The organism is Pseudomonas sp. 2835 (assembly GCF_050435905.1).
In the GTDB taxonomy this organism is placed as follows: Bacteria; Pseudomonadota; Gammaproteobacteria; order Pseudomonadales; family Pseudomonadaceae; genus Aquipseudomonas.
In genome coordinates, this window is sequence record NZ_JBNDLE010000003.1 from 38,484 (window position 1) to 59,260 (window position 20,777).

Below are 20,777 nucleotides of genomic sequence, written 5' to 3' on the forward strand. Positions count from 1 at the left end.
TACCTGAAGCTTGACGTTGGCGTCACGTGAACTGTGGGCACCGCGATTGTGGGAAATGTTTACTTGCCCTGGGAAACCTCTGGCAGCGCCCAGAAAAAAGGGCAGCCGAGGCCGCCCTTTTTTGCTCAACCCGACTTATTCAGCCAGTTTGAAGGTAATGAAGCTGGCGCGGCCCTGACGCAGGACGCGCATGGACACCGAACGGTTCTTCGGCAGCTCCTTGGCGATTTCGGTGAACTGCTTGGCCGAGAGGATCGCCTGGTTGTTCAGGTGACTGATGACGTCGCCTGGACGCAGGCCGATCAGCGCAGCCGGGCCGTCCTGGACTTCCTTGATCACCACGCCGCCCTTGAGCTCGAGGGTTTTCTTCTGCTCGGCGGTCAGGTCGGACACCGAGACACCCAGGCGGTTGCTGCTGCGCTCGACGCCGCCGTTGGCGTTGGTGGTGATGTCGGCATCTTCATCCGGCAGGGCGCCGATGGTGATGTCCAGCGACTGGCGCTTGCCGTTGCGAATGATGTCCAGCTTGGCCTTGGCGCCATCCTTGAGGCCACCGACCAGGTGCGGCAGGTCGGCGGACATGACGATCGGCTGACCGTTCATGCTCAGGATCACGTCACCCACCTGCAGGCCACCCTTGGCGGCCGGGCCGTCCTCCAGGACCTGGGCGACCAGGGCACCGGCCGGCTTGTCGAGACCGAAGGATTCCGCCAGGTCCTTGTTGACCTCCTGAATCACCACGCCCAGCCAGCCGCGGCTGACCTTGCCGTCTTTCTTCAGCTGGTTGGACACATCCAGCGCCACATCGATCGGAATAGCGAACGACAGGCCCATGAAGCCACCGGAACGGGTAAAGATCTGCGAGTTGATGCCCACCACTTCGCCGTTCATGTTGAACAGCGGGCCACCGGAGTTACCCGGGTTGATGGCGACGTCGGTCTGGATGAACGGCACATAGGTGTCGTTGGGCAGGGTACGACCTTTGGCACTGACGATGCCCTTGGTTACCGAATGGTCGAAGCCGAACGGCGAACCGATGGCCAGCACCCACTCACCGACCTTGAGCTTCTCGGAATCACCCAGCTTGACGGTCGGCAGGTCCTTGCCTTCGACCTTGAGCAGTGCCACGTCGGTGCGCGGGTCGGTGCCGACCAGCTTGGCCTGCAGCTCGCTGCGGTCCGACAGGCGGACGATGATCTCGTCGGCGTCGGCGACCACGTGGTTGTTGGTCAGCACATAGCCGTCGCTGGAGATGATGAAGCCCGAACCCAGCGATTGCGCTTCACGCTGGCGGTCACCGCGCGGCGAGCGCGGGGTCTGCGGCATGTTGCGTTCAAAGAATTCGCGGAACATCGGCGGCAGGCCTTCAAGATCAGGCACCTGACCGGTAGCGTACTTGCGATCCGGCAGTTTCTGCTTGGTACTGATATTCACCACCGCAGGCGAAGCCTGCTCGACCAGGGTAGTGAAGTCCGGCAGGGCTTCGGCCTGGGCGGTGAGCGCCTGACCGAGCATGAACACGGCAGCGACCATCGATAGGTAGGTTTTCAAGCGTGGTATTGACATACGGCTCCCGTCACAACGAGCGTGGTTAGCAGTAGGGACCTGCAGAAGCAGGAAAGGCCAGCCCCCGAAAGGACTGACCTATAGAAAAATTCTGGAGTTTTTGCAAACTGCAAAGCTTGCCAATCATGTCAGCCAAGCAATCCTCGACCTGTCAGCCTCATTGCCTGCGCCTCATTTTTTAGCCTGGGCACCCTGGGCGCGCATCGACAGCGCAATGCGTTCGGCGGTACCGATGGGGATCTCGCCGACCACCGTCACCATCATTTCGCCCTGGGGCGTGGTCAGGCGCCGCGAGACGGCGACAGTCGGGCCCAGCTGCGTGCGGATATCGGCGGCGGTGCCTTTGTCGAGGGCTTCGACAAACACCGAAAAGCGTGCCAGGCCGTCGTCGTACATCAGGCTGCTGACGGCATTCTTGCTTTGCGGATCCTTGCGCACGGAACTTGTGATCAGCTCGAAACCAGGCGGCAACCAGTCCGAACGCCAGCCCGTGACAGGTTGTGTAGCCTGCGCGGTCAGCTGGGCGACCGGCTTGCAAATGCCACTGGCCTTGAGCTCTTCATCACTTGGCGCGTCGGCGGTATCCAGGCGAGTGAACTGGAAGCGCTCGAGCAAACGCCCGCCGTCGTCGAGCATCAACGACTTGAGCGGCAGCCCGGTGTCTTTATCCAGGTGCAGCTCGAAGGCATAACGGTGTTGATCACGCGGGGTAAGGGTGACGATCACCGCTTCACGGTCCGCCACCCTGGATTTGCCGGCGACCCCGAGGTCGTACCAGCTCATCAGTTTCAGAGGATCAAGCACTCGCGCCGCAGATTCCGGAGTGTTGGCCACTCCCGGTACCAGAGCCCCGCTTACGCACTGGGTTTGCCCGTCGACACGCACGACTTCCTGGGCCGAGCCATCGAGCTGCAACAGCCGCTCGCTGACTTTGCCGTTCTGGACACGATGCCAGATGTCGTGGGTGGAGAAGCTACCGTTACGCTCGTAAACGAAAGTACCCTGATAACTCTGCTGTTGCTCGGCCTGGGCCAGACGCTTGAGCCAGTCACCTGCCTGCGCAGAGGAGTTGGCGGCAAGGGCCGGCAGCGTCAACCAGCCACCCAGCAGCAGCGGTATGAGAGGTAGCGCGCGCATGATCCTCCTTACTTAGCGATTTTCCAGGCTGGCTGCACGTGCATACGGCAGAGCGCTCTCAGTACCCTTCAGGGCTGCTTCCTGAGCATGCTGACGCAGGTAGCCAGGCAGACGCTGGTCGTGCCAGCCGGTTTGCCCTTGCAGCACGCCATTGGCCATCGGGCCTGGCTGTTCTGCACTTTCACTATAGCCTGCCAATACGGCCGGGCCCTGTGCTTGTGGCAAGCTCAAGCCTTGCTGGGCCGGTTGCTGGGCAGCCAGCTGGGCACCGCTGATTTCATCCTGGTTGTACAGACGTACACCGGCCAGTACCGCGACAGTCACCGAAGCGGCAACGGCCAGGCGGCCCAGGCTGCGCCATGGTCCACGGGAGACTTTGGCGGGAGCGGCTTCGTCGGCCAGGGCTGCGGATACGGCCGAAGCGATATCCAGCTGTGGCAGTACCAGTTCCTTGTGCATGGCTGCACGGGCTACCTGGTAACGCGACCAGGTGGCACGGGTTTCGGGATCATCGACGGCATTCAATACCCGACGTAATTCCAGTTCGTCCGCTTCGTTATCCATCACCGCGGACAGCGATTCCTGCAAAGCTTCACGACTCATGGCGGTTCCTCTCTTGGCTGTCGCCGCTGTCTCAGGTTTCCTGCAACAACGGCTGCAGGGCTTTGTCTATGGCCTCCCGAGCGCGGAAGATTCGAGAGCGCACGGTACCCACCGGACACTGCATGACGCTCGCAATGTCCTCGTAACTCAGACCATCGAATTCACGTAAAGTTAACGCTGTACGTAAATCTTCTGGCAGTTGCTGGATGGTCCGATGGACGGTGCCTTCGATCTCATCTCGCAACAACGCGCGCTCGGGGGACTCCAGATCCTTGAGGCCATGATCGCCGTCGTAAAATTCCGCATCCTCGGAACTCACATCGCTGTCTGGTGGCCGCCTACCGCGAGACACCAGATAGTTTTTTGCCGTGTTGATGGCAATGCGGTACAGCCAGGTATAAAAAGCGCTGTCACCGCGAAAATTACCAAGCGCCCGGTAAGCCTTGATGAAAGCTTCCTGCGCCACATCCTGGGCTTCATGGGTGTCGTGTACAAAACGCACGATCAACCCGAGAATCTTGTGCTGATACTTCAGCACCAACAGATCGAAAGCTCGCCTGTCGCCACGCTGCACGCGCTCGACAAGCTGCTGATCCTCTTCCTGGGTTAGCATGAACACTCCTCAGTGAACTCGAAGGAGCGTTGCACCAGCCATCGTTCAGGCTTGCAACCATAGACTCGGGCTTTTCGCAAAAGTTCTCCCCTCCAAGCAAGTTTCCTGCGGCCCTTGGTCGGCTCGCACGAAAAACGCAGCGCGGTCACGGCCGGCTGCGTCGATAATCGGGTCTCGAATACGCAAACAGTGCCTTCAAGGGGCACCTGCCATGCGTCGCCGCGGCATTGTGGCGTGCGGGCATCCTTCTATGGATATCCGTACATCACGGAAAGTTCCCACAAAAGGCTGCCTGGACTGCGCAAGCGCCATTGGAAATCAGGGCCTTGGGGCTGCTATAAAGGCAGCCGGTCCAGATTCACGATAGTTTCACAATGCCATAAGCGCCTGACTATTGTGCCGATCCCCCCCTTCAGATACTAGTGTCCTGACATGAGCCAACAATTCCAACATGATGTTCTCGTGATCGGCAGCGGCGCCGCCGGCCTCAGCCTGGCCCTGACCCTCCCCACGCACCTGCGCATCGCCGTGCTCAGCAAGGGCGACCTCGCCAATGGCTCGACCTTCTGGGCCCAGGGCGGCGTGGCCGCGGTGCTGGACGACACCGACACAGTGCAGTCCCACGTCGAAGACACCCTCAATGCCGGCGGCGGCCTGTGTCACGAAGACGCCGTACGCTTCACCGTTGAGCATAGCCGCGAAGCGATCCAGTGGCTGATCGACCAGGGCGTGCCCTTTACCCGCGACGAACACGCCGGTGATGAAGAAAGCGGCTTTGAGTTCCACCTGACCCGCGAAGGCGGCCACAGCCACCGGCGCATCATCCACGCCGCTGATGCCACCGGCGCGGCAATCTTCACCACCTTGCTGGCGCAAGCGCGACTGCGACCGAACATTGAACTGCTGGAGCAACGCGTGGCGGTCGACCTGATCACCGAGCGGCGCCTGGGCCAGGACGGTGATCGCTGCCTCGGGGCTTACGTCCTGGACCGCAATACCGGCGAAGTCGACACCTTCGGCGCGCGCTTTACCGTGCTGGCGACCGGCGGTGCGGCCAAGGTCTACCTGTACACCAGCAACCCCGACGGCGCCTGCGGCGATGGCATCGCCATGGCCTGGCGCGCCGGTTGCCGGGTGGCCAACCTTGAGTTCAACCAGTTCCACCCGACCTGCCTGTACCACCCGCAGGCCAAGAGTTTTCTGATCACCGAAGCCCTGCGCGGCGAAGGCGGCCTGCTCAAGCTGCCCAATGGCGAGCGCTTCATGCCGCGCTTTGACCCGCGCGAAGAACTGGCCCCGCGCGATATCGTCGCCCGCGCCATCGACCATGAAATGAAGCGCCTGGGGGTGGACTGCGTCTACCTGGACATCAGCCACAAGCCGGCCGAGTTCGTCAAAAGCCACTTCCCCACCGTTTATGAACGCTGCCTGACTTTCGGCATCGACATTACCCGCCAGCCGATCCCGGTAGTACCGGCCGCCCATTACACCTGCGGCGGAGTGATGGTCGACGAGCAAGGCCTGACCGACGTGCCGAGCCTGTACGCCATCGGCGAAACCAGCTTTACCGGCCTGCATGGCGCCAATCGCATGGCCAGCAATTCGCTGCTCGAATGTTTCGTATACGGGCGTTCGGCTGCCAACGACATCGTCGCCCGCCTGGACCAGACTGCAATGCCCCAGGCGCTGCCGTGCTGGGATGCCAGCCAGGTGACCGATTCGGACGAGGACGTGATCATCGCCCACAACTGGGATGAACTGCGGCGCTTCATGTGGGACTACGTGGGTATCGTGCGCACCAACAAGCGCCTGCAGCGCGCCGAACACCGGGTACGCCTGCTGCTCGATGAAATCGACGAGTTCTACAGCAACTACAAGGTCAGCCGCGACCTGATCGAATTGCGCAACCTGGCCCAGGTTGCCGAACTGATGATCCGCTCGGCCATGCAGCGCAAGGAAAGCCGCGGCCTGCATTACACCCTGGATTACCCGGGCATGCTCGGTGAAGCCCGCGACACTATCCTGCAGCCGCCCACCTACGCCGACTGAACTTCAGGCGCAAACGCAGGCGCCGGTGCTGCACCGGTTCCAGCGCGTCGAAGGCGATGCACTGCCCCTCGCTGAAACGCCGCCCGGCCCGGCGAAAGCGCAGCACCACACAGCCGGGCAAAGCCAGGCTGTCGGGCTTGAGCTGCACCGCCTGCCAGCCCTGGGCGCGGCTGAACAACTGCCAGCCGTGGGCATCGCGGCGCAGGGCGGTAATGGCGTTGGGGTGGGTCAGCAGGATGCGCCGGGGAATGACCCAGGCGCCGTGCAGCAGGCACAAGGCAATGGCCGTCAGGCGCAACCACAGGGGCACCTGCAGCAGGCTCAGGGCCAGCAAGGCCAGCAGCAGGCTGGCCAGGTACGCCGCCAGCAGGGCCCTTGAGCCCTGCCAGCGGCATTCGAAGCGCTCACTTGGGCTGGACACGGTCCAGGATGATGCGAACCATGCGTTGCAGCTCCGGGTCTTCGGACTCGCTGCGCTCCATGAACCAGCCGAACATGTCCTGGTCTTCGCAGCCGAGCAAGCGCCAGTACAGTTCCCGGTCTTCCGGGCTCAGGGTTGGAAAAACGTCCTGGCTGAAAGGAACCAGCAACACGTCCAGCTCGAGCATGCCACGGCGGCTGTGCCAAAAGAGCTTGTTGAGTTCAATTTGTTCGACCATGAAGCCCTCCAAAAATAGGCCGCCAGTATACAGAGCCAGCGCCCGGGGGACACGCGACGTTGGTCCGCAGATGTGAGCAAATAATGACAGAGGACTGCACTCAACTACCTATTTTGCCGACAGCGCTCTATCATGGCCCCCAGACCTATCACCTTGCGATAAACCATGGCCGATTCCGCTTTTTTCTGCACCCTTTCCCACGAAGGCGTTCTCGCCGTCCGCGGCTCGGACGCCGGCAAGTTCCTGCAAGGCCAGTTGACCTGCAACATCAGTTACCTCAACGACCATACCGCCAGCCTCGGCGCCCGCTGCATGGTCAAGGGCCGCATGCAGTCGAGCTTTCGCATCCTCCCCGAGGGCGATGGCTACCTGCTGGCGATGACCCGCGAACTGCTCGAACCGCAACTGGCGGACCTTAAGAAGTACGCGGTGTTCTCCAAGGCCAAGCTGACCGACGACAGCGCCGCCTGGGTGCGGTTCGGCCTGCACGACGGTGAAGCCGCGCTGCAGGCCCTGGGTCTGGAAGTACCGGCGCAAACCGACGCCGTCACCCGTCACAACGGCCTGATCGCCATAGCCGTTTCGGTCGGGCGTGTGGAGTTGTGGGTACCTGCCGAGCAGGCCCCGGCGGTGCAAGCGCAACTGGCGACACAGCTGGCCGAGGCCGACCTCAACGACTGGCTGCTTGGGCAGATCCGCGCCGGTATCGGCCAGGTCATGTTGCAGACCCGCGAGCTGTTCATCCCGCAGATGATCAACTTGCAGGCCGTGGGTGGCGTGAGCTTCAAGAAGGGCTGCTACACCGGCCAGGAAATCGTCGCGCGCATGCAGTACCTGGGCAAGCTCAAGCGCCGCCAGTACCGCGTGGCCCTGGCCGACGGCAGCCTGCCGGAACCCGGCACTGAAATATTCTCGCCGACCCACAGCTCCTCCGTTGGTGAAGTGGTGCTGGCCGCCCGCAGCGAACAGGGCAGCGAACTGCTGGCCGTACTGACCGCTGATGCGGTTGCAGACAACAACCTGCACCTGGGCAGCGCCGAAGGCCCGCGCCTGGAACTGCTGACGCTTCCTTACGAACTGGACCGCGACCGCGAAATCCAGCGCTGAGCCTGTTCCCGCCCGTGACGGGCGGGGCACTCGTCAATTGCGGTAGAGAACCACCATGAACAAGATGGCCGAGATGATCCAGGCCCACCTGCTGAGCGCCATCGACAACGATGACCTGGTGCTGCCAACCCTGCCGGAAGTGGCCTTGAGCATTCGCGAAGCCGCCGAAGACAGCGAGATCAGCGTCAGCACCCTGAGCAAGGTGATCGGCCGCGATGCGGCGTTGTCGGCACGCCTGATCAAGGTGGTCAACAGCCCCTTGCTACGCGCCGCCACCGAGGTCACCGACCTGCACACAGCCATCACCCGCCTGGGCATCAACTACAGCTGCAACCTGGCGATTGGCCTGGTGATCGAGCAGATCTTCCATGCCCGCTCCGATGTCGTAGAACAGAAGATGCGTGAGATCTGGGCGAAAAGTCTGGAAGTGGCGGGCATCAGCTATGAGCTGTGCCTGCGCTTCACCCAGCTCAAGCCGGACCAGGCGGCGCTCGCCGGGCTGGTTCATCAGATTGGCGCGCTGCCGATCCTGCTGTATGCCGAAGAGCACAATGAGCTGCTTTCCGACCCGGTCAGCCTGAACTACGTGATCGAACAGATTCACCCGGCACTGGGTGACAAGATCCTCAGCGTCTGGGAGTTTCCTGAGCAACTGGTGCACCTGCCCGGGCTGATCCAGGACCTGGACCGCGGCACCGACAAGGTCGACTACGTCGACATCGTGCAGATCGCCCAGGTGCTCAGCAGCAACAGCAAGGAACGGCCGCTGGCCGCCCTGCCCGCCTACCGGCACCTCGGCCTGCCCACCGGTACCGAACTGCAGGCCAGCGACCTGCTCAATGCCAAGGCGATGTTCCACTAGTCAGCGCTGAAGCTGACCCGCACCTTCAAGCCGCCGCGCTCACCATCGTGCAGGCTGATCTGCGCCAGGTGCGCGCGGCAGATCTCGCCGACAATCGCCAGGCCCAGGCCGGTGCCCTGGGCGCCGCGCCGGTAGAAGCGCTCGAAGACCTTTTCGCGCTCGTGTTCAGGAATCCCGGGGCCGTCGTCTTCGACTTCGAGAATGCCCGGTTCAACCACACGCAAAATCACATCGCCGCCCTTGGGCGTATACGCCATCGCGTTATCGACCAGGTTGCTCAGCAGTTCATTGAGCAGCGTCGGCTCGCCGCGTACCCACACCGGCCCCTCGGTCTCCAGCGCCAGGGCCACGCCGCGCGCATGGGCCAGCGGCGCCATGGCCATGCCCAGTTCACGGGCCAATTGGCTCAGGTCGAGCAATTGCGCGCCGCCTTCGGCAATCGCCCGGGCGCCGTTTTCGACCCGCGCCAGTGACAGCAACTGATTGGCCAGATGAGTCAGGCGATCGGTACCTTGTGCGGCGGACTCCAGGGTTTCGCGCCAGACCTGCGGATCGTTCGAGCGCAAGCCCAGCTCGACCCGCGCCTTGAGCGCCGCAAGCGGCGTGCGCAGTTCATGGGCGGCCTCGGCAATGAATTGCGCCTGGCGTTCGAACTGGCCGCGCAAGCGTTCGGTAAAGTGGTTGAGGGCGCGTACCAGCGGACTCAGCTCGCGCTGCACCTGGACCACCGGCAAGGCCCGCAGGTCATCGGGCTGGCGCTCTTCCACGGCGCTGCGCAAGCGCTCCAGCGGGCGCAAGGCAGCGCTGACGGCAAACCACACCAGCATCAGCGCACCGAGGGCGAGCATGCCCAGGCGCAGCAGGGTATCGGCCATCAGGCTACGGGCCATGCGCACCCGCGCCTCTTCGGTTTCGGCCACGCGGATTTCGGCCATGCCGTTCATGTTCGGCTCGCTGACCGCCTTGAGCAGGCTGACCACGCGCACATCCTGGCCCAGGTAGCGAGCGTTGTAGAAGCGCGCCAGGGCCGGATAGTCGTCGGTGCGCGGGGTATTGGGCGGTGGCGCCGGGAGGTTTTCGTAGCCGGAGATCAAGCGCTGGTGAATGTCGTTGACCTGGTAGTAGATACGCCCGGCGCTGTCGTAAGCGAAGGTGTCCAGCGCCACATAGGGCACGTCGGCGCTGAGGGTGCCGTCGCGCTGCGACAGGCCGGCGGCAATGGTCCGCGCCGAGGCCAGCAAGGTACGGTCGTAGGCCGTGTCGGCGGCTTCGCGGCCGTTCCAGTAGGCGCTCAGGCCGCTGGCCAGCATCAGCACCACCAGCAGGATCGCCAGGTTCCACAGCAGCCGCCCGCGCAGGCTGTGGCTTTCACGCATCTTTGTGCTCGAGCAGGTAGCCGAGCCCCCTGAAGGTGACGATGGCCACGGCTTGGCCATCGAGCTTCTTGCGCAAGCGGTGCACGTAGATCTCGATGGCATCGGCACTGGCTTCTTCATCCAGGCCGAACACTTGGGCGGCCAGTTGCTCCTTGCTCATCACCCGCCCGGGCCGCGCAATCAGTGCTTCGAGCACAGCCTGCTCGCGGGAGGTCAGGGTCAGCAGTTCTTCGCCGAGGCTGAAGCGCCGGGTATCGAGGTCATAGACCAGCGGCCCGCAGCGCTGCTGACGCTCACCTCCGAGCACGCTACGGCGCAGCAGGGCCTTGACCCGCGCCTCAAGCTCGGTCAGCTCGAACGGCTTGGCCAGGTAATCGTCGGCGCCCAGGTTGAGGCCATGAACCCGGTCCTTGACGTCGCTGCGCGCGGTCAGCATCAGTACCGGCACGGTCTTGCCGCGGGCCCGCAAGCGCGCCAGTACCTCGAAGCCGTCCATGCGCGGCAGGCCGACATCGAGCACCGCCACGGCGTATTCCTCGCTGGCCAGGGCCAGGTCGGCAGCCACGCCATCATGCAGTACATCCACGGTCAGGCCGGTGCTTTTCAGGGCCTGGGCCACGCTTTCGGCCAGTTGCAGATGGTCTTCGACGAGCAGCACACGCATCGATTTCTCCCCTTTGCGTCGCGTTCAATGGCGCGGAGTGTACAGCCGACAGCCCGCCTGTGAAGCCTTCGCAGCAATCAAAAGCTGCTGAAAGGTTAGCGAAAGGTTCACGCCCTAGCATCCTCTCACGGCTCACTCTGCTTGCCGTAAAACCGGACCCAAGGTCCGAACTAATAAGAACAATAACGGAGTCACTCCACGATGCTGTCCATGCAGCCGCAGGCGTACGCGCCTACCCGACGTCTACCTTCCCGCCAGACCGCAGTTGCCAGCGCCCTCGCCCTTGCCGGCGTTGCCCCGTTGAGCCAGGCCGCCTTCTTTGATGACAGCAAGGCGAGCTTTGAAACCCGCAACATGTATTTCAACCGCGACTTTCGCGATGGCACCAGCGCCCAGCAATCCAAGCGTGACGAATGGGCCCAAGGCTTCATGCTCAATTTCGAGTCAGGCTATACCGACGGTACTGTAGGCTTCGGCCTGGATGCCCTGGGGATGCTCGGTATCAAGCTCGACTCCAGCCCCGACCGCACCGGCACCGGCCTGCTGCCAACCCACGACGATGGCCGCGCCGCCGACGAGTATTCCAAGCTCGGCCTGACCGGCAAGGTGAAAATCTCCGAAACCGAACTCAAGATCGGCACGCTGATCCCGGAGCTGCCAACCCTGCAGCCCAACGACGGGCGCATCCTGCCGCAGACCTTCGAGGGCGGCCTGCTGACCTCGGGCGAGATCAAGAACCTGACCTTTACCGGCGGGCGCCTGGAAAAAGCCCGCGACCGCGACAGCACCGACAACGAGGACATCGCCCTCAACAACAAGAACAGCCGCTTTCTCGGCACCGTCGCCGGCAACCATTTCGACATGGCCGGCCTGGACTACAAATTCACCGACAAGATCACCGGCAGCTACCACTGGGCCCAGCTCGATGATGTCTACCGCCAGCACTTCGTCGGCTTGATTGCCTCCCAGCCGTGGGGCCCGGGCACCTTCGGCGCCGACCTGCGCATGGCCTTCAGTGACGACCAGGGCCAGGCCCGCGGCGGCAACATCGACAACACCGCGCTCAACGGTATGCTCAGCTACGGCCTCAACGGCCACAAGCTCAGCGCCGGCTACCAGCATCTGTCCGGCGACACCGCGTTCCCCTATGTCGATGGCGCCGACCCGTACCTGGTCAACTTCGTGCAGATCAACGACTTCGCCGGTGCCGACGAGCGCTCCTGGCAAGCGCGCTACGACTATGACTTCAGCAAGCTCGGCATCCCCGGCCTGACCTTCATGACCCGCTACATCAGCGGCGATAATGTCAGCCTGGCCAACGGTGGCGAGGGCAAGGAGTGGGAACGCAACACCGAGTTCAAGTACGTGGTGCAAAGTGGCGCCCTGAAAAACGTCGCCGTGCGCCTGCGCAACGCCACCTTCCGTTCCAACTTCGCCCGCGATGCCGACGAAGTGCGACTGCTGGTGAGTTACAGCCTTGCGCTGTGGTAATCCCTGATAACAATAACGTTCACGGAGAGACACGATGACTTTTTCACTGCGCCGCATTGCCCTCGCCACCGGTTGCCTGCTGCTGGCCGGCAACGTTCTGGCGGGCGAACCGAAACGCCCTGAATGCATCGCCCCGGCTTCGCCCGGCGGCGGTTTCGACCTGACCTGCAAACTGGTGCAAAGCGCCCTGGTCAACGAAAAGATCCTCAGCAAGCCGATGCGCGTCACCTACATGCCCGGCGGTGTCGGCGCGGTGGCCTATAACGCGGTGGTCGCCCAGCGTCCGGCCGATGCCGGCACCCTGGTGGCCTGGTCCAGTGGTTCGCTGTTGAACCTGGCCCAGGGCAAGTTCGGCCGTTTCGACGAGAACGCCGTGCGCTGGCTGGCGGCGGTGGGCACCAGCTACGGTGCCATCGCGGTGAAAAACGATTCGCCCTACAAAACCCTCGACGACCTGGTCGCGGCGCTGAAAAAAGACCCGAGCAAGGTGGTGATCGGCTCCGGCGGCACCGTCGGCAGCCAGGACTGGATGCAGACCGCGCTGATCGCCAAGGCCGCCGGGATCAACCCGCGCGACCTGCGCTATGTAGCCCTGGAAGGCGGCGGCGAAATCGCTACGGCGCTGCTCGGTGGGCACATTCAGGTCGGCAGTACCGACATCTCCGACTCCATGCCGCACATCCAGAGCGGTGACATGCGCCTGCTTGCGGTGTTTGCCGAAACCCGCCTGGACGAGCCGGAAATGAAGGACATCCCCACCGCCAAGGAACAAGGCTACGACATCGTCTGGCCGGTGGTGCGCGGTTTCTACCTCGGGCCAAAAGTGACCGATGAAGAGTACGACTGGTGGAAAGCCTCGTTCGACAAGCTGCTGGCCTCCGAAGAGTTCGCCAAGCTGCGCGACCAGCGCGAGCTGTTCCCCTTCGCCATGACCGGTGCCGAGCTGGACACCTACGTGAAGAAGCAGGTGGCTGACTACAAAGCCCTGGCCAAGGAATTTGGCTTGATTCAGTAAGCCTCCAACCTTTCGGACTGCATCGCGGGGCAAGCCCGCTCCCACTTGCCCCGCGAATAGAGGATTCCCCAATGATCCTGCAACGCCTCTTCGCCCTGTTTTTGCTGGCGCTGTGCGCCGCGCTGGCCGTCATGGCCTGGCCCTACCAGGCAGCCTTTTCCTACGAACCGGTCGGCCCTCGCGCCTACCCCTTGCTGATGCTCGGCCTGATGGCTGCAGGCTTGCTGTACCTGGCTTTTCGCCCCACGCCGATCGTGCACAAGGACGACGAACCTGAACTGGACCGCGAAACCCTGATCAAGATCGGCCTGTGCGTCGCCTTGCTGCTGGTCTTCGCCGCTACCTTCGAGCCGCTGGGTTTCATTGTCAGCAGCATTCTTATCGGCGTACCGATGGCGCGCCTGTATGGCGGGCGCTGGCTGCCCAGCGTGGTGATCATCGGCCTGATGAGCATCGCCCTGTACTGGCTGTTCGACCGCGTGATGGATGTGCCCCTGCCCCTCGGCCTGCTCGACGTTCTGGAGAACTGACATGGATACGCTTGGTTATCTCGGCCAGGGCTTCGGCGTCGCCCTGAGCCCCTACAATCTGGTCACCGCCCTCGCCGGCACCCTGATCGGCACCGTGGTCGGCCTGCTACCGGGCCTGGGCCCGATCAACGGCGTGGCGCTGCTGATTCCGATTGCCTTCGCCCTGGGCCTGCCGCCGGAGTCGGCGCTGATCCTGCTGGCAGCGGTGTACCTGGGCTGCGAATATGGCGGGCGGATCAGCTCGATCCTGCTCAACATCCCCGGTGAAGCCTCGACGGTGATGACCACCCTCGACGGCTATCCCATGGCCCGCCAGGGCCTGGCCGGGGTGGCGCTGTCGCTGTCGGCCTGGAGTTCGTTCATCGGCGCCTTTATCGCCACCTGCGGCATGGTGCTGTTCGCGCCGCTATTGGCGAAATGGGCGATCGCCTTCGGCCCGGCGGAGTACTTCGTACTGATGGTGTTTGCCATTGTCTGTCTCGGCGGCATGGCCGGCGATCGGCCATTGAAAACCTTCATCGCCGCGCTGATCGGGCTGTTTCTTTCCAGTGTCGGCATCGACGCCAACAGCGGCGTGTACCGCTTCACCGGTGACAGCGTGCACCTGGCCGACGGCATTCAGTTTGTGGTGCTGGTGCTGGGCCTGTTCTCCATCAGCGAGATCCTCCTGCTGCTGGAAAAAACCCACCATGGCCACGAAGCGGTGAAAGCCACCGGGCGCATGCTGTTCAACGTCAAGGAGGCGGCCTCGGTGTTCGTGGTCAACATTCGCTGCGGCCTGCTCGGTTTCATCATGGGCGTGCTGCCGGGTGCCGGCGCAACCCTGGCCAGCGCTGTGGCCTACATGACCGAAAAACGTATCGCCGGTGCCAGCGGTACCTTTGGCAAGGGCGACAAGCGCGGCCTGGCCGCACCGGAAACCGCCATCGGCGCCTCCTGCTGCGGCGCTCTGGTGCCGATGCTGACCCTCGGCGTACCCGGCTCGGGCACTACCGCGGTGATGATCGGCGCCCTGACCCTGTACAACATCACCCCGGGGCCGATGCTGTTCGCCCAGCAACCGGACATCGTCTGGGGCCTGATCGCGTCGTTGTTCATCGCCAACATCATGCTGGTGATCCTCAACATCCCGATGATCCGCATCTTCACCCGCATCCTCGCCGTGCCGAACTGGGCACTGGTGCCGGTGATCGCGATCATTACCGCGATCGGTGTATACGCGGTGCATGCCACCACCTTCGACCTGTTCCTGATGATCGGCATCGGCATCTTCGGCTACATCCTGCGCAAGCTGGACTTCCCGCTGTCGCCAATCTTGCTGGGGTTCATCCTCGGCGGGTTGATGGAGCAGAACCTGCGCCGCGCGCTGTCGATCTCCAATGGCGCGCTGGATATCCTCTGGTCGAGCCCGATCAGCATCAGTGTCTGGGCCCTGACCATCGCCATGATGCTCCTGCCGCTGCTGCGCATCTGGCGCAAGCGCAGCCTTCAGCGCCGTGCCCTGGCCGATGTCTGATGGCCGCCTGAAACTGTACTGGGCCACCGGCCTGGTCGGCCTGGCCGGCGGTTACCTCGCCAGCAGGGTCGGCTGGCCGCTGCCATGGATGGTCGGCTCGTTGCTGGCGATCATCCTCGTGCGCTGCCTGACACCCTGGCAATTGAGCGAGATCCCCGGCGGGCGCAAGTGCGGGCAATGGATCATCGGCATCGGTATCGGCCTGCACTTTACCCCGGCGGTGGTCGAACAGGTGGCGAGCAACTTCGGTCTGATCTTCTGCGGGGCGCTGATCACCAGCGTCTCCAGTGTGGTCGGGGTGTGGTTGCTGCGCCGTACGGGTGAAGACCGCGCCACGGCGTTCTTTTCCAGCATGCCCGGTGGCTCCGGGGAGATGGTCAACCTCGGCGCCCGCAACGGCGCGGTGCTCAGCCAGGTGGCGGCAGCGCAGAGTTTGCGGGTGCTGGCGGTGGTGCTGTGCGTGCCGGCGCTGTTCAAGTTTTTGCTCGGCAATGGCGTGCCGTTGACCCACGCCGGCAGCGTCAACTGGAGCTGGCTGGTAGTGATCTGCCCGCTGGGCGTGTTGCTGGCCCTGGGTTGGCAGCGCTTGAAACAACCCAACCCGTGGCTGTTCGGGCCGTTGCTGGTGGCGGCGGTGGCCAGTGTCAGCGCCAACCTGCAGGTGGCCCTGCCCGATGGCGCCAGCCAGATCGGCCAATGGCTAATCGGCAGCGGCCTGGGTTGCCACTTTAACCGCGCGTTCTTTCGCCGGGCACCGTCGTTTCTCGGCCGCACCTTGATTGCCACAGCCCTGACCATGCTGATCGCAGGCCTGGCCGCGTGCGTGCTCAGCGTCATGACCAACCTCGACCTGCGCTCGCTGACCCTGGGGATGATGCCCGGCGGCATCGCCGAAATGAGCCTGACCGCCGAAACCCTGCAACTGTCGGTGCCACTGGTCACGGCGCTGCAGGTTATGCGTTTGCTGTTCGTGCTGTTTCTGGCCGAGCCGTTGTTCAGGCACTGGGACAAACGCTGCGACTGAAGCAAAAAAAAGAGGAAGCCAAGGCTTCCTCTTTTCAGTGACGGGCTTACCAGGTGAAACGCACCCCAACATTGGCACCGAACGGCTTCTCGATCTTGTCGCCGTTGCTGTAGTCGATATCGGCATGCAACTGCAGGCGCTCGGACAGCGACACGGCAATACCGGCACCGACCTCGGCGCGCGAGCCGGACAGGTCGTTGTTGAACACGTTGTCGTTGACCTTGACCTGGTTGTTCTTGGCGAACTCGTGCACCGCGGCAGCGCGCAGATACGGCTGGGCAAAGCGCCCCTCGCCAGGATCAAAGTTGCGACCTACCGTGGCACCGGCCTTGCCGAGTACCGACATGGTGCGGTCACCTTCAGCCTTCAGGCCGCTGTCCAGGTCGTAAGACGCACCCTGGATGCTCACTGCCGACACTTGGGCGAAAGGTTCAACGAAGTAGCCGTCATCGAGCTTGATGTGACGACCGAACTCGGCCGACGCACCGACGCCGTTGGTCTTGTAGTTGCCCTTGGCTTGGCTGCCGTCGCTCATCGCCACCTTGGACTTGTTGTCGAAGCGGTTGACCTTGGCCACCGCGTCAAAGTAGTAACCGCTGTCCTGGTCCAGCCAGGTGGTGTAGGCACCGGCGTAGTAGCTGTCGACCGTACCGGTAGTACCGCGGCTCAGGTCCAGGTCGGACTTGCTATGACCGGCCAGCACGCCGACCAGCCACTGGCTGTCGCCCACCTGGGCATCGGCACCCAGGGTGAAACCCTGCTGGGTTTGCTTGTAGGCGGTGCCAGACGACTCGGCAACGTTGTACTTGCTACCGTAAGCCCGGCCCCAGGCGCCGCTTTTACCTTCGTTGTAGCGCAACTCGCCCATGCGGGTACGCAGCGACGACAGCTCGCCGTACCACACGGTCGGTGCGGTATTGAACAGCGCCAGGACCGAACGGGTACCGGGGCTGATGACCTTCTTCTCGGTGTCCAGGTGCCAGTCGTTGCCTTCCTTGGTCAGGTCATAAGAAAACGCACCCAGGTCGACAGGACCGTTCAACAGGCTGAACTCGGCATCGCCGCCGCCGGTAGTGACCACGGTAATCCGCTCGACAGCGGCCGGGTCGTGACCACTGGCACTGATGGCGAGGGTGTGCTGACCGTTGGCCTGACCGCTGACATTGAGCAGGTCGCCTTCGCCAGTGGCGAAGTCAGCCGACATATGAAAGGTGCCGTTGCCAGACAACTCGCCCAGGTCCAGGCGATAAAACTGGCCAGGCTCGCCAAACTGCACATGGCCGCCCTGCAGGCTCAATTGTTCAACCTGGCTGTCACCCACCAGCGCCCAGGTACTGTCGCCGTTGAGCGCCAGTGCGTCGACGTTTTCCAGGCGCCCCTTGAACAGCGATTGATCGTTCAGGCTCAGTTGCGCCGCGCCGCCAGTGGCGACAATCACATCACCTTCCAGGCTGGCATTGCTCAGGGTCAGTTGCGCAGTGCTGCCGTCACCAACCTGAATATTACCGACCAGGTCGCTGCGGCCAATCTGCATCTCTGCCGAACCGCCGTCCTTGAGTTCAAGCAAGGTGCCATTAGCGCCTTCCAGGCTCGAACCATTGAGTACGTCGATACGGGCGGTGGTTGCAGAATCCACCACCAGGGCCGCTCCAGTCCCCCCGATCACTTTGCTGTTGTCCAGGAGCAACGTCGGGGCCTGCTCGTTGGCTTCAGAGCCATAGTATTCATGAGACAAACGCACACCGCTCTCGGCGCCCTTGATCACGCTGTTGTGCGCCTGGGCCTGGCCGCCGATCATCAACAGACCATCAGCCGTAGCACCGGTCAGGCTCGAGTCTTTGAGCGACAGATTGCTATAGGCGCTGAGGGTTGCACCAAATCGGCCACCGTTGATTTCGCTGCTCTGGACCTGGACCTCGGACCCGGTCGCCGAACCATCGAGCAATCGACCAATCGTCAGGCCGTTGCCCTGGGCGCTATCGATTCGTGCGTTGGCGATACGGGCGGTACTGCTCACCAGGGCAACAGCGTTGTTCGAGCCGCCGGCAGTGACGGTGCCACCCTCGATGTTCAGTTGGCCCTTGCGCACTTGAATGTGCTCGGTACGCGCACCCTGTACATTCAGAGTGGCATTTTCCAATACGCGATAGTTGTAGGACGGCGTCCCCGAGGTAGCGGTAAAGGTCTGGTTGCTTTCGACAACCTTGGTAATAGCCAGGGCCTGAGCCGATGCCATCACCAAAGGTGCGACAAGGGCTGCCTGCAAGGCGCACGAAAGCGCCGAGGGTTTGAAAATGCTTGGCTTGGTCATGAGATTCTACTCCGCAGCATTGAGACTATTCAGTTCCGGATTAAACAGAGCCAACTAGTTCAAGCCCCGTTTGTTCGGAGCGCAGAATAGAAACTTCTGACAAAATCTTATGTAGGAATATTCCTCATAAAAAGTAGGCGTAATCAACAGGTGGTGTTGCGTTTATATAGAAAAAGATGAAGCCGAGCATTGCTCGGCCTCATTCATCATCAAACACTCAGCTTATGGCCTTCCTGGGCAAAGCCCGGTCCCCTGTTCGCCATAGTAATAGTAAGATTTCACTGGAGAACGGCCGATAGCCTGGCCACCACGTTCCTGAATCCAATATAACTCGACATATCCGCTGAACAGCGGCTCCATGCAGGGAACCCACGGGATAGTAAGGTTTACCCCAGTATCAATTTCGTTCTGATTGAGCACCTCCCGTGAAAATGACCTACGCGTCGATTCGACAGGCAGCTTGTCAACAAAGCCTTCCAGACCTATCCAGTACACCGTAACGGTGTCGCCTATTTGAAGATTTTGAGCATCAACAATCTTGGCAGTTACACCATTCCACGGATCGTCCTCGCAAGCAATAGCGCCGGCATTTTTCACGGTTAATGTTGGCTCGTTGACCTCTGCCAATGGAATGGCACTGACATCCACCAACTGACTACCCGACGACTGATAATTGGTGGTAGTGGCATTGGCAAAAATCTTGTAGAACAGCGGAATGTCTGTTCCATTGCCAACCGTGGCAATATCGTCCCAGCTGATTTGCAACGGGATCGAGTCACCGGGATTGTCTGTGTCACTCACTGTGTATTCAGCCACCAGCAGACTTTCTGTACCGTAATAAAGCCGAATAACCTCTCCCATTTGCGCAGGGTCATAAAGAGCAAAACTGACATCGGCAGGCTGGCCTTCATCCTCTGGGCGCAGAAGATTCTCTTCCCCCGTCGACGAGGTCAGTAGCGGCACATCCAGCGTCGGGTTGACCGGCTCGGGTTCGTCTGGATTAGGTGGCCCAATCAACTCCAGATCTAATTCCACGTCCAGTACTGGGGAGGGATAGGTCTTGCTACGGATGACTTCATAGCGCACCTGGGCCGTATGCGCAGTCCCTTCGACGCCACTGGAGATGACTCTCCATGGTGCAGTAAACAGTAAAGGCCAGTTAGGCGTGGGCGGCAGAAAAACCCGATCCACATAAATATCATTCCAGTAAACGCGCACTTCGTCATTCGACGCCGCATTGGTATACTCATCCACCTTGATCAGCACCCCCTCACGTGCTTCGACAATATCAATGGGTGCAGCATCCACCCTGGGTGCCAGCAAGTCGATGGGTGTTGGCTCAAGGATGACGAACACTTCCTGGCGGTGCGCCAGGCTAGTCGGATTGCCGGCCCGGTCTTCCAGTATATAGGTCACCCGCTTGAGGCCAGGCCCGGCAAGGAGCAGCTCGTCCTTTGTCATCTCTACAATGATAGGTCTTTCGCTGACCACCATGCCCTTGTTGGGTTGGGACTGCTCATCGCCAAAGAGGATTGCCCAATAGTCACCCACTTGCGGGTCAAGGTAGTCTGGAATCTGCAACACTAACTTATTGTCGTGCGCCTCCAGATACTCGGGCGTCACCGTAGCATCCACCAGATCCGCCGGAAGAATGATGGCCTCCGGGAAACCACCATGAGTCGGACTGAGCCTGTCTACTGTTACCCTAACACTCTGCGAAGTCCCATTATTGGGGTTGTGGGAGTTGACGACTTCAAAATAGACAATTTTCTCACCGTGTGACTCAAGCACCGGGTCTCGCAGCGTCAGGGGAGTGGGGTTCGAGTCTGCATGGGGCACAGGTTTCTCAAAGGTATAAACCGGCCTTTCGTTAATATAAACGGTTACCGTATCGATCGATTCAGGCGGCCCCACGCTAGGGAAAGCCGGAATTGTCACCTTGAGCCCTTCTGGAATTTTCGGTGTTCGCAGTAAATTAATTTGCCCCCCGGGAATATTCGGCGCTGTGTTAGTAGGCACCGGCGGTTGATACAAGTTTCGAAAGTTCCTAGGCTTCGGGGCCCGCGTTTTGGCTTTTGCGGCCGATACATTGGTTGTCGCTTCAAACCTTGTCATCTTGGTATCTCCTGAAAATATAAATAGATTTGGAACACCATCAGCACCACACCGTCGGCCCAGCCGCCACCCTGCCGTCCAGCAGCCAAGTGGTAACAAAGCCAAACATTGTTCAAAGCAGAACATCACCTTAAGTACG

The 20,777-nt window shown here is 61.8% G+C and carries 18 protein-coding genes; 8 read left to right on the top strand and 10 right to left on the bottom strand.

Going from position 1 to position 20,777, the window contains the following annotated elements; all coding sequences use genetic code 11:
- Window positions 1-135 precede the first annotated feature (135 nt).
- From ABIE20_RS04270 to rpoE, 4 genes are all read right to left on the bottom strand, one after another.
- Window positions 136-1,566, bottom strand: a complete 1,431-nt coding sequence (locus tag ABIE20_RS04270; protein ID WP_429503080.1) for a DegQ family serine endoprotease — start codon at window positions 1,564-1,566, stop codon at window positions 136-138.
- Between the two features lie 171 nt (window positions 1,567-1,737).
- Entirely contained in the window at window positions 1,738-2,703 is a 966-nt protein-coding gene (locus tag ABIE20_RS04275) for a MucB/RseB C-terminal domain-containing protein (protein WP_429503082.1), read from the bottom strand.
- Between the two features lie 12 nt (window positions 2,704-2,715).
- Window positions 2,716-3,306, bottom strand: a complete 591-nt coding sequence (locus tag ABIE20_RS04280; protein WP_038999040.1) for an RseA family anti-sigma factor — start codon at window positions 3,304-3,306, stop codon at window positions 2,716-2,718.
- 31 nt (window positions 3,307-3,337) lie between these two features.
- The gene (gene rpoE, locus ABIE20_RS04285; protein WP_010220971.1) at window positions 3,338-3,919 is read right to left on the bottom strand and encodes an RNA polymerase sigma factor RpoE; all 582 of its coding nucleotides are present in this window, start codon (window positions 3,917-3,919) and stop codon (window positions 3,338-3,340) included.
- Between the two features lie 432 nt (window positions 3,920-4,351).
- Here rpoE and nadB point away from each other — a divergent pair, with 432 nt between their 5' ends.
- Window positions 4,352-5,968, top strand: coding sequence for an L-aspartate oxidase (gene nadB, locus ABIE20_RS04290; RefSeq protein WP_429503085.1), 1,617 nt, complete (start codon window positions 4,352-4,354; stop codon window positions 5,966-5,968).
- Here nadB and ABIE20_RS04295 read toward each other — a convergent pair.
- Both ABIE20_RS04295 and ABIE20_RS04300 read right to left on the bottom strand, forming a co-directional pair.
- The gene (locus tag ABIE20_RS04295) at window positions 5,937-6,389 is read right to left on the bottom strand and encodes a protein YgfX (RefSeq protein ID WP_429503087.1); all 453 of its coding nucleotides are present in this window, start codon (window positions 6,387-6,389) and stop codon (window positions 5,937-5,939) included. The two genes, nadB and ABIE20_RS04295, sit on opposite strands and share 32 nt — an antisense overlap.
- Window positions 6,373-6,627, bottom strand: a complete 255-nt coding sequence (locus tag ABIE20_RS04300; RefSeq protein ID WP_045185642.1) for a succinate dehydrogenase assembly factor 2 — start codon at window positions 6,625-6,627, stop codon at window positions 6,373-6,375. The genes ABIE20_RS04295 and ABIE20_RS04300 overlap by 17 nt, the downstream gene beginning before the upstream one ends.
- Before the next feature lie 165 nt (window positions 6,628-6,792).
- Here ABIE20_RS04300 and ABIE20_RS04305 point away from each other — a divergent pair, with 165 nt between their 5' ends.
- Together ABIE20_RS04305 and ABIE20_RS04310 are read left to right on the top strand one after the other, a co-directional pair.
- Entirely contained in the window at window positions 6,793-7,734 is a 942-nt protein-coding gene (locus ABIE20_RS04305) for a YgfZ/GcvT domain-containing protein (protein ID WP_429503088.1), read from the top strand.
- A 55-nt stretch (window positions 7,735-7,789) separates the two neighbouring features.
- A complete protein-coding gene (locus tag ABIE20_RS04310; protein WP_429503089.1) occupies window positions 7,790-8,596 on the top strand; it encodes an HDOD domain-containing protein in 807 nt (268 codons plus the stop codon).
- On the opposite strand, the gene ABIE20_RS04315 is transcribed toward ABIE20_RS04310, so the two are convergent.
- Both ABIE20_RS04315 and ABIE20_RS04320 read right to left on the bottom strand, forming a co-directional pair.
- Complete coding sequence (locus ABIE20_RS04315; protein ID WP_429503090.1) at window positions 8,593-9,972, bottom strand: sensor histidine kinase; 1,380 nt, start codon at window positions 9,970-9,972, stop codon at window positions 8,593-8,595. The genes ABIE20_RS04310 and ABIE20_RS04315 overlap by 4 nt on opposite strands.
- Entirely contained in the window at window positions 9,965-10,636 is a 672-nt protein-coding gene (locus ABIE20_RS04320) for a response regulator (protein WP_429503091.1), read from the bottom strand. The genes ABIE20_RS04315 and ABIE20_RS04320 overlap by 8 nt, the downstream gene beginning before the upstream one ends.
- Before the next feature lie 201 nt (window positions 10,637-10,837).
- Here ABIE20_RS04320 and ABIE20_RS04325 point away from each other — a divergent pair, with 201 nt between their 5' ends.
- From ABIE20_RS04325 to ABIE20_RS04345, 5 genes are all read left to right on the top strand, one after another.
- Window positions 10,838-12,127 (top strand): OprD family porin, encoded by a 1,290-nt coding sequence (locus ABIE20_RS04325; RefSeq protein WP_429503092.1) that lies wholly within the window; start codon window positions 10,838-10,840, stop codon window positions 12,125-12,127.
- A gap of 34 nt (window positions 12,128-12,161) precedes the next feature.
- A complete protein-coding gene (locus tag ABIE20_RS04330; protein WP_429503093.1) occupies window positions 12,162-13,142 on the top strand; it encodes a Bug family tripartite tricarboxylate transporter substrate binding protein in 981 nt (326 codons plus the stop codon).
- 71 nt (window positions 13,143-13,213) lie between these two features.
- Entirely contained in the window at window positions 13,214-13,672 is a 459-nt protein-coding gene (locus ABIE20_RS04335) for a tripartite tricarboxylate transporter TctB family protein (RefSeq protein WP_429503094.1), read from the top strand.
- A 1-nt stretch (window position 13,673) separates the two neighbouring features.
- Window positions 13,674-15,188 (top strand): tripartite tricarboxylate transporter permease, encoded by a 1,515-nt coding sequence (locus ABIE20_RS04340; protein WP_429503095.1) that lies wholly within the window; start codon window positions 13,674-13,676, stop codon window positions 15,186-15,188.
- Complete coding sequence (locus tag ABIE20_RS04345) at window positions 15,181-16,212, top strand: AbrB family transcriptional regulator (RefSeq protein ID WP_429503096.1); 1,032 nt, start codon at window positions 15,181-15,183, stop codon at window positions 16,210-16,212. The genes ABIE20_RS04340 and ABIE20_RS04345 overlap by 8 nt, the downstream gene beginning before the upstream one ends.
- Window positions 16,213-16,258: 46 nt before the next feature.
- Here ABIE20_RS04345 and ABIE20_RS04350 read toward each other — a convergent pair whose 3' ends face one another.
- Window positions 16,259-18,523 (bottom strand): autotransporter outer membrane beta-barrel domain-containing protein, encoded by a 2,265-nt coding sequence (locus ABIE20_RS04350; RefSeq protein ID WP_429503097.1) that lies wholly within the window; start codon window positions 18,521-18,523, stop codon window positions 16,259-16,261.
- Window positions 18,524-18,745: 222 nt separating this feature from the next.
- Window positions 18,746-20,638 (bottom strand): hypothetical protein, encoded by a 1,893-nt coding sequence (locus ABIE20_RS04355; RefSeq protein WP_429503098.1) that lies wholly within the window; start codon window positions 20,636-20,638, stop codon window positions 18,746-18,748.
- Between the last annotated feature and the right edge of the window lie 139 nt (window positions 20,639-20,777).

What these genes read in the sequence shown, in the direction of transcription:
- ABIE20_RS04270 (WP_429503080.1), bottom strand. Translation starts at nt 1,566, where the DNA reads ATGTCAATACCACGCTTGAAAACCTACCTATCGATGGTCGCTGCCGTG.
- ABIE20_RS04275 (WP_429503082.1), bottom strand. Translation starts at nt 2,703, where the DNA reads ATGCGCGCGCTACCTCTCATACCGCTGCTGCTGGGTGGCTGGTTGACG.
- ABIE20_RS04280 (WP_038999040.1), bottom strand. Translation starts at nt 3,306, where the DNA reads ATGAGTCGTGAAGCTTTGCAGGAATCGCTGTCCGCGGTGATGGATAAC.
- rpoE (WP_010220971.1), bottom strand. Translation starts at nt 3,919, where the DNA reads ATGCTAACCCAGGAAGAGGATCAGCAGCTTGTCGAGCGCGTGCAGCGT.
- nadB (WP_429503085.1), top strand. Translation starts at nt 4,352, where the DNA reads ATGAGCCAACAATTCCAACATGATGTTCTCGTGATCGGCAGCGGCGCC.
- ABIE20_RS04300 (WP_045185642.1), bottom strand. Translation starts at nt 6,627, where the DNA reads ATGGTCGAACAAATTGAACTCAACAAGCTCTTTTGGCACAGCCGCCGT.
- ABIE20_RS04305 (WP_429503088.1), top strand. Translation starts at nt 6,793, where the DNA reads ATGGCCGATTCCGCTTTTTTCTGCACCCTTTCCCACGAAGGCGTTCTC.
- ABIE20_RS04310 (WP_429503089.1), top strand. Translation starts at nt 7,790, where the DNA reads ATGAACAAGATGGCCGAGATGATCCAGGCCCACCTGCTGAGCGCCATC.
- ABIE20_RS04315 (WP_429503090.1), bottom strand. Translation starts at nt 9,972, where the DNA reads ATGCGTGAAAGCCACAGCCTGCGCGGGCGGCTGCTGTGGAACCTGGCG.
- ABIE20_RS04320 (WP_429503091.1), bottom strand. Translation starts at nt 10,636, where the DNA reads ATGCGTGTGCTGCTCGTCGAAGACCATCTGCAACTGGCCGAAAGCGTG.
- ABIE20_RS04325 (WP_429503092.1), top strand. Translation starts at nt 10,838, where the DNA reads ATGCTGTCCATGCAGCCGCAGGCGTACGCGCCTACCCGACGTCTACCT.
- ABIE20_RS04330 (WP_429503093.1), top strand. Translation starts at nt 12,162, where the DNA reads ATGACTTTTTCACTGCGCCGCATTGCCCTCGCCACCGGTTGCCTGCTG.
- ABIE20_RS04335 (WP_429503094.1), top strand. Translation starts at nt 13,214, where the DNA reads ATGATCCTGCAACGCCTCTTCGCCCTGTTTTTGCTGGCGCTGTGCGCC.
- ABIE20_RS04340 (WP_429503095.1), top strand. Translation starts at nt 13,674, where the DNA reads ATGGATACGCTTGGTTATCTCGGCCAGGGCTTCGGCGTCGCCCTGAGC.
- ABIE20_RS04345 (WP_429503096.1), top strand. Translation starts at nt 15,181, where the DNA reads ATGTCTGATGGCCGCCTGAAACTGTACTGGGCCACCGGCCTGGTCGGC.
- ABIE20_RS04350 (WP_429503097.1), bottom strand. Translation starts at nt 18,523, where the DNA reads ATGACCAAGCCAAGCATTTTCAAACCCTCGGCGCTTTCGTGCGCCTTG.
- ABIE20_RS04355 (WP_429503098.1), bottom strand. Translation starts at nt 20,638, where the DNA reads ATGACAAGGTTTGAAGCGACAACCAATGTATCGGCCGCAAAAGCCAAA.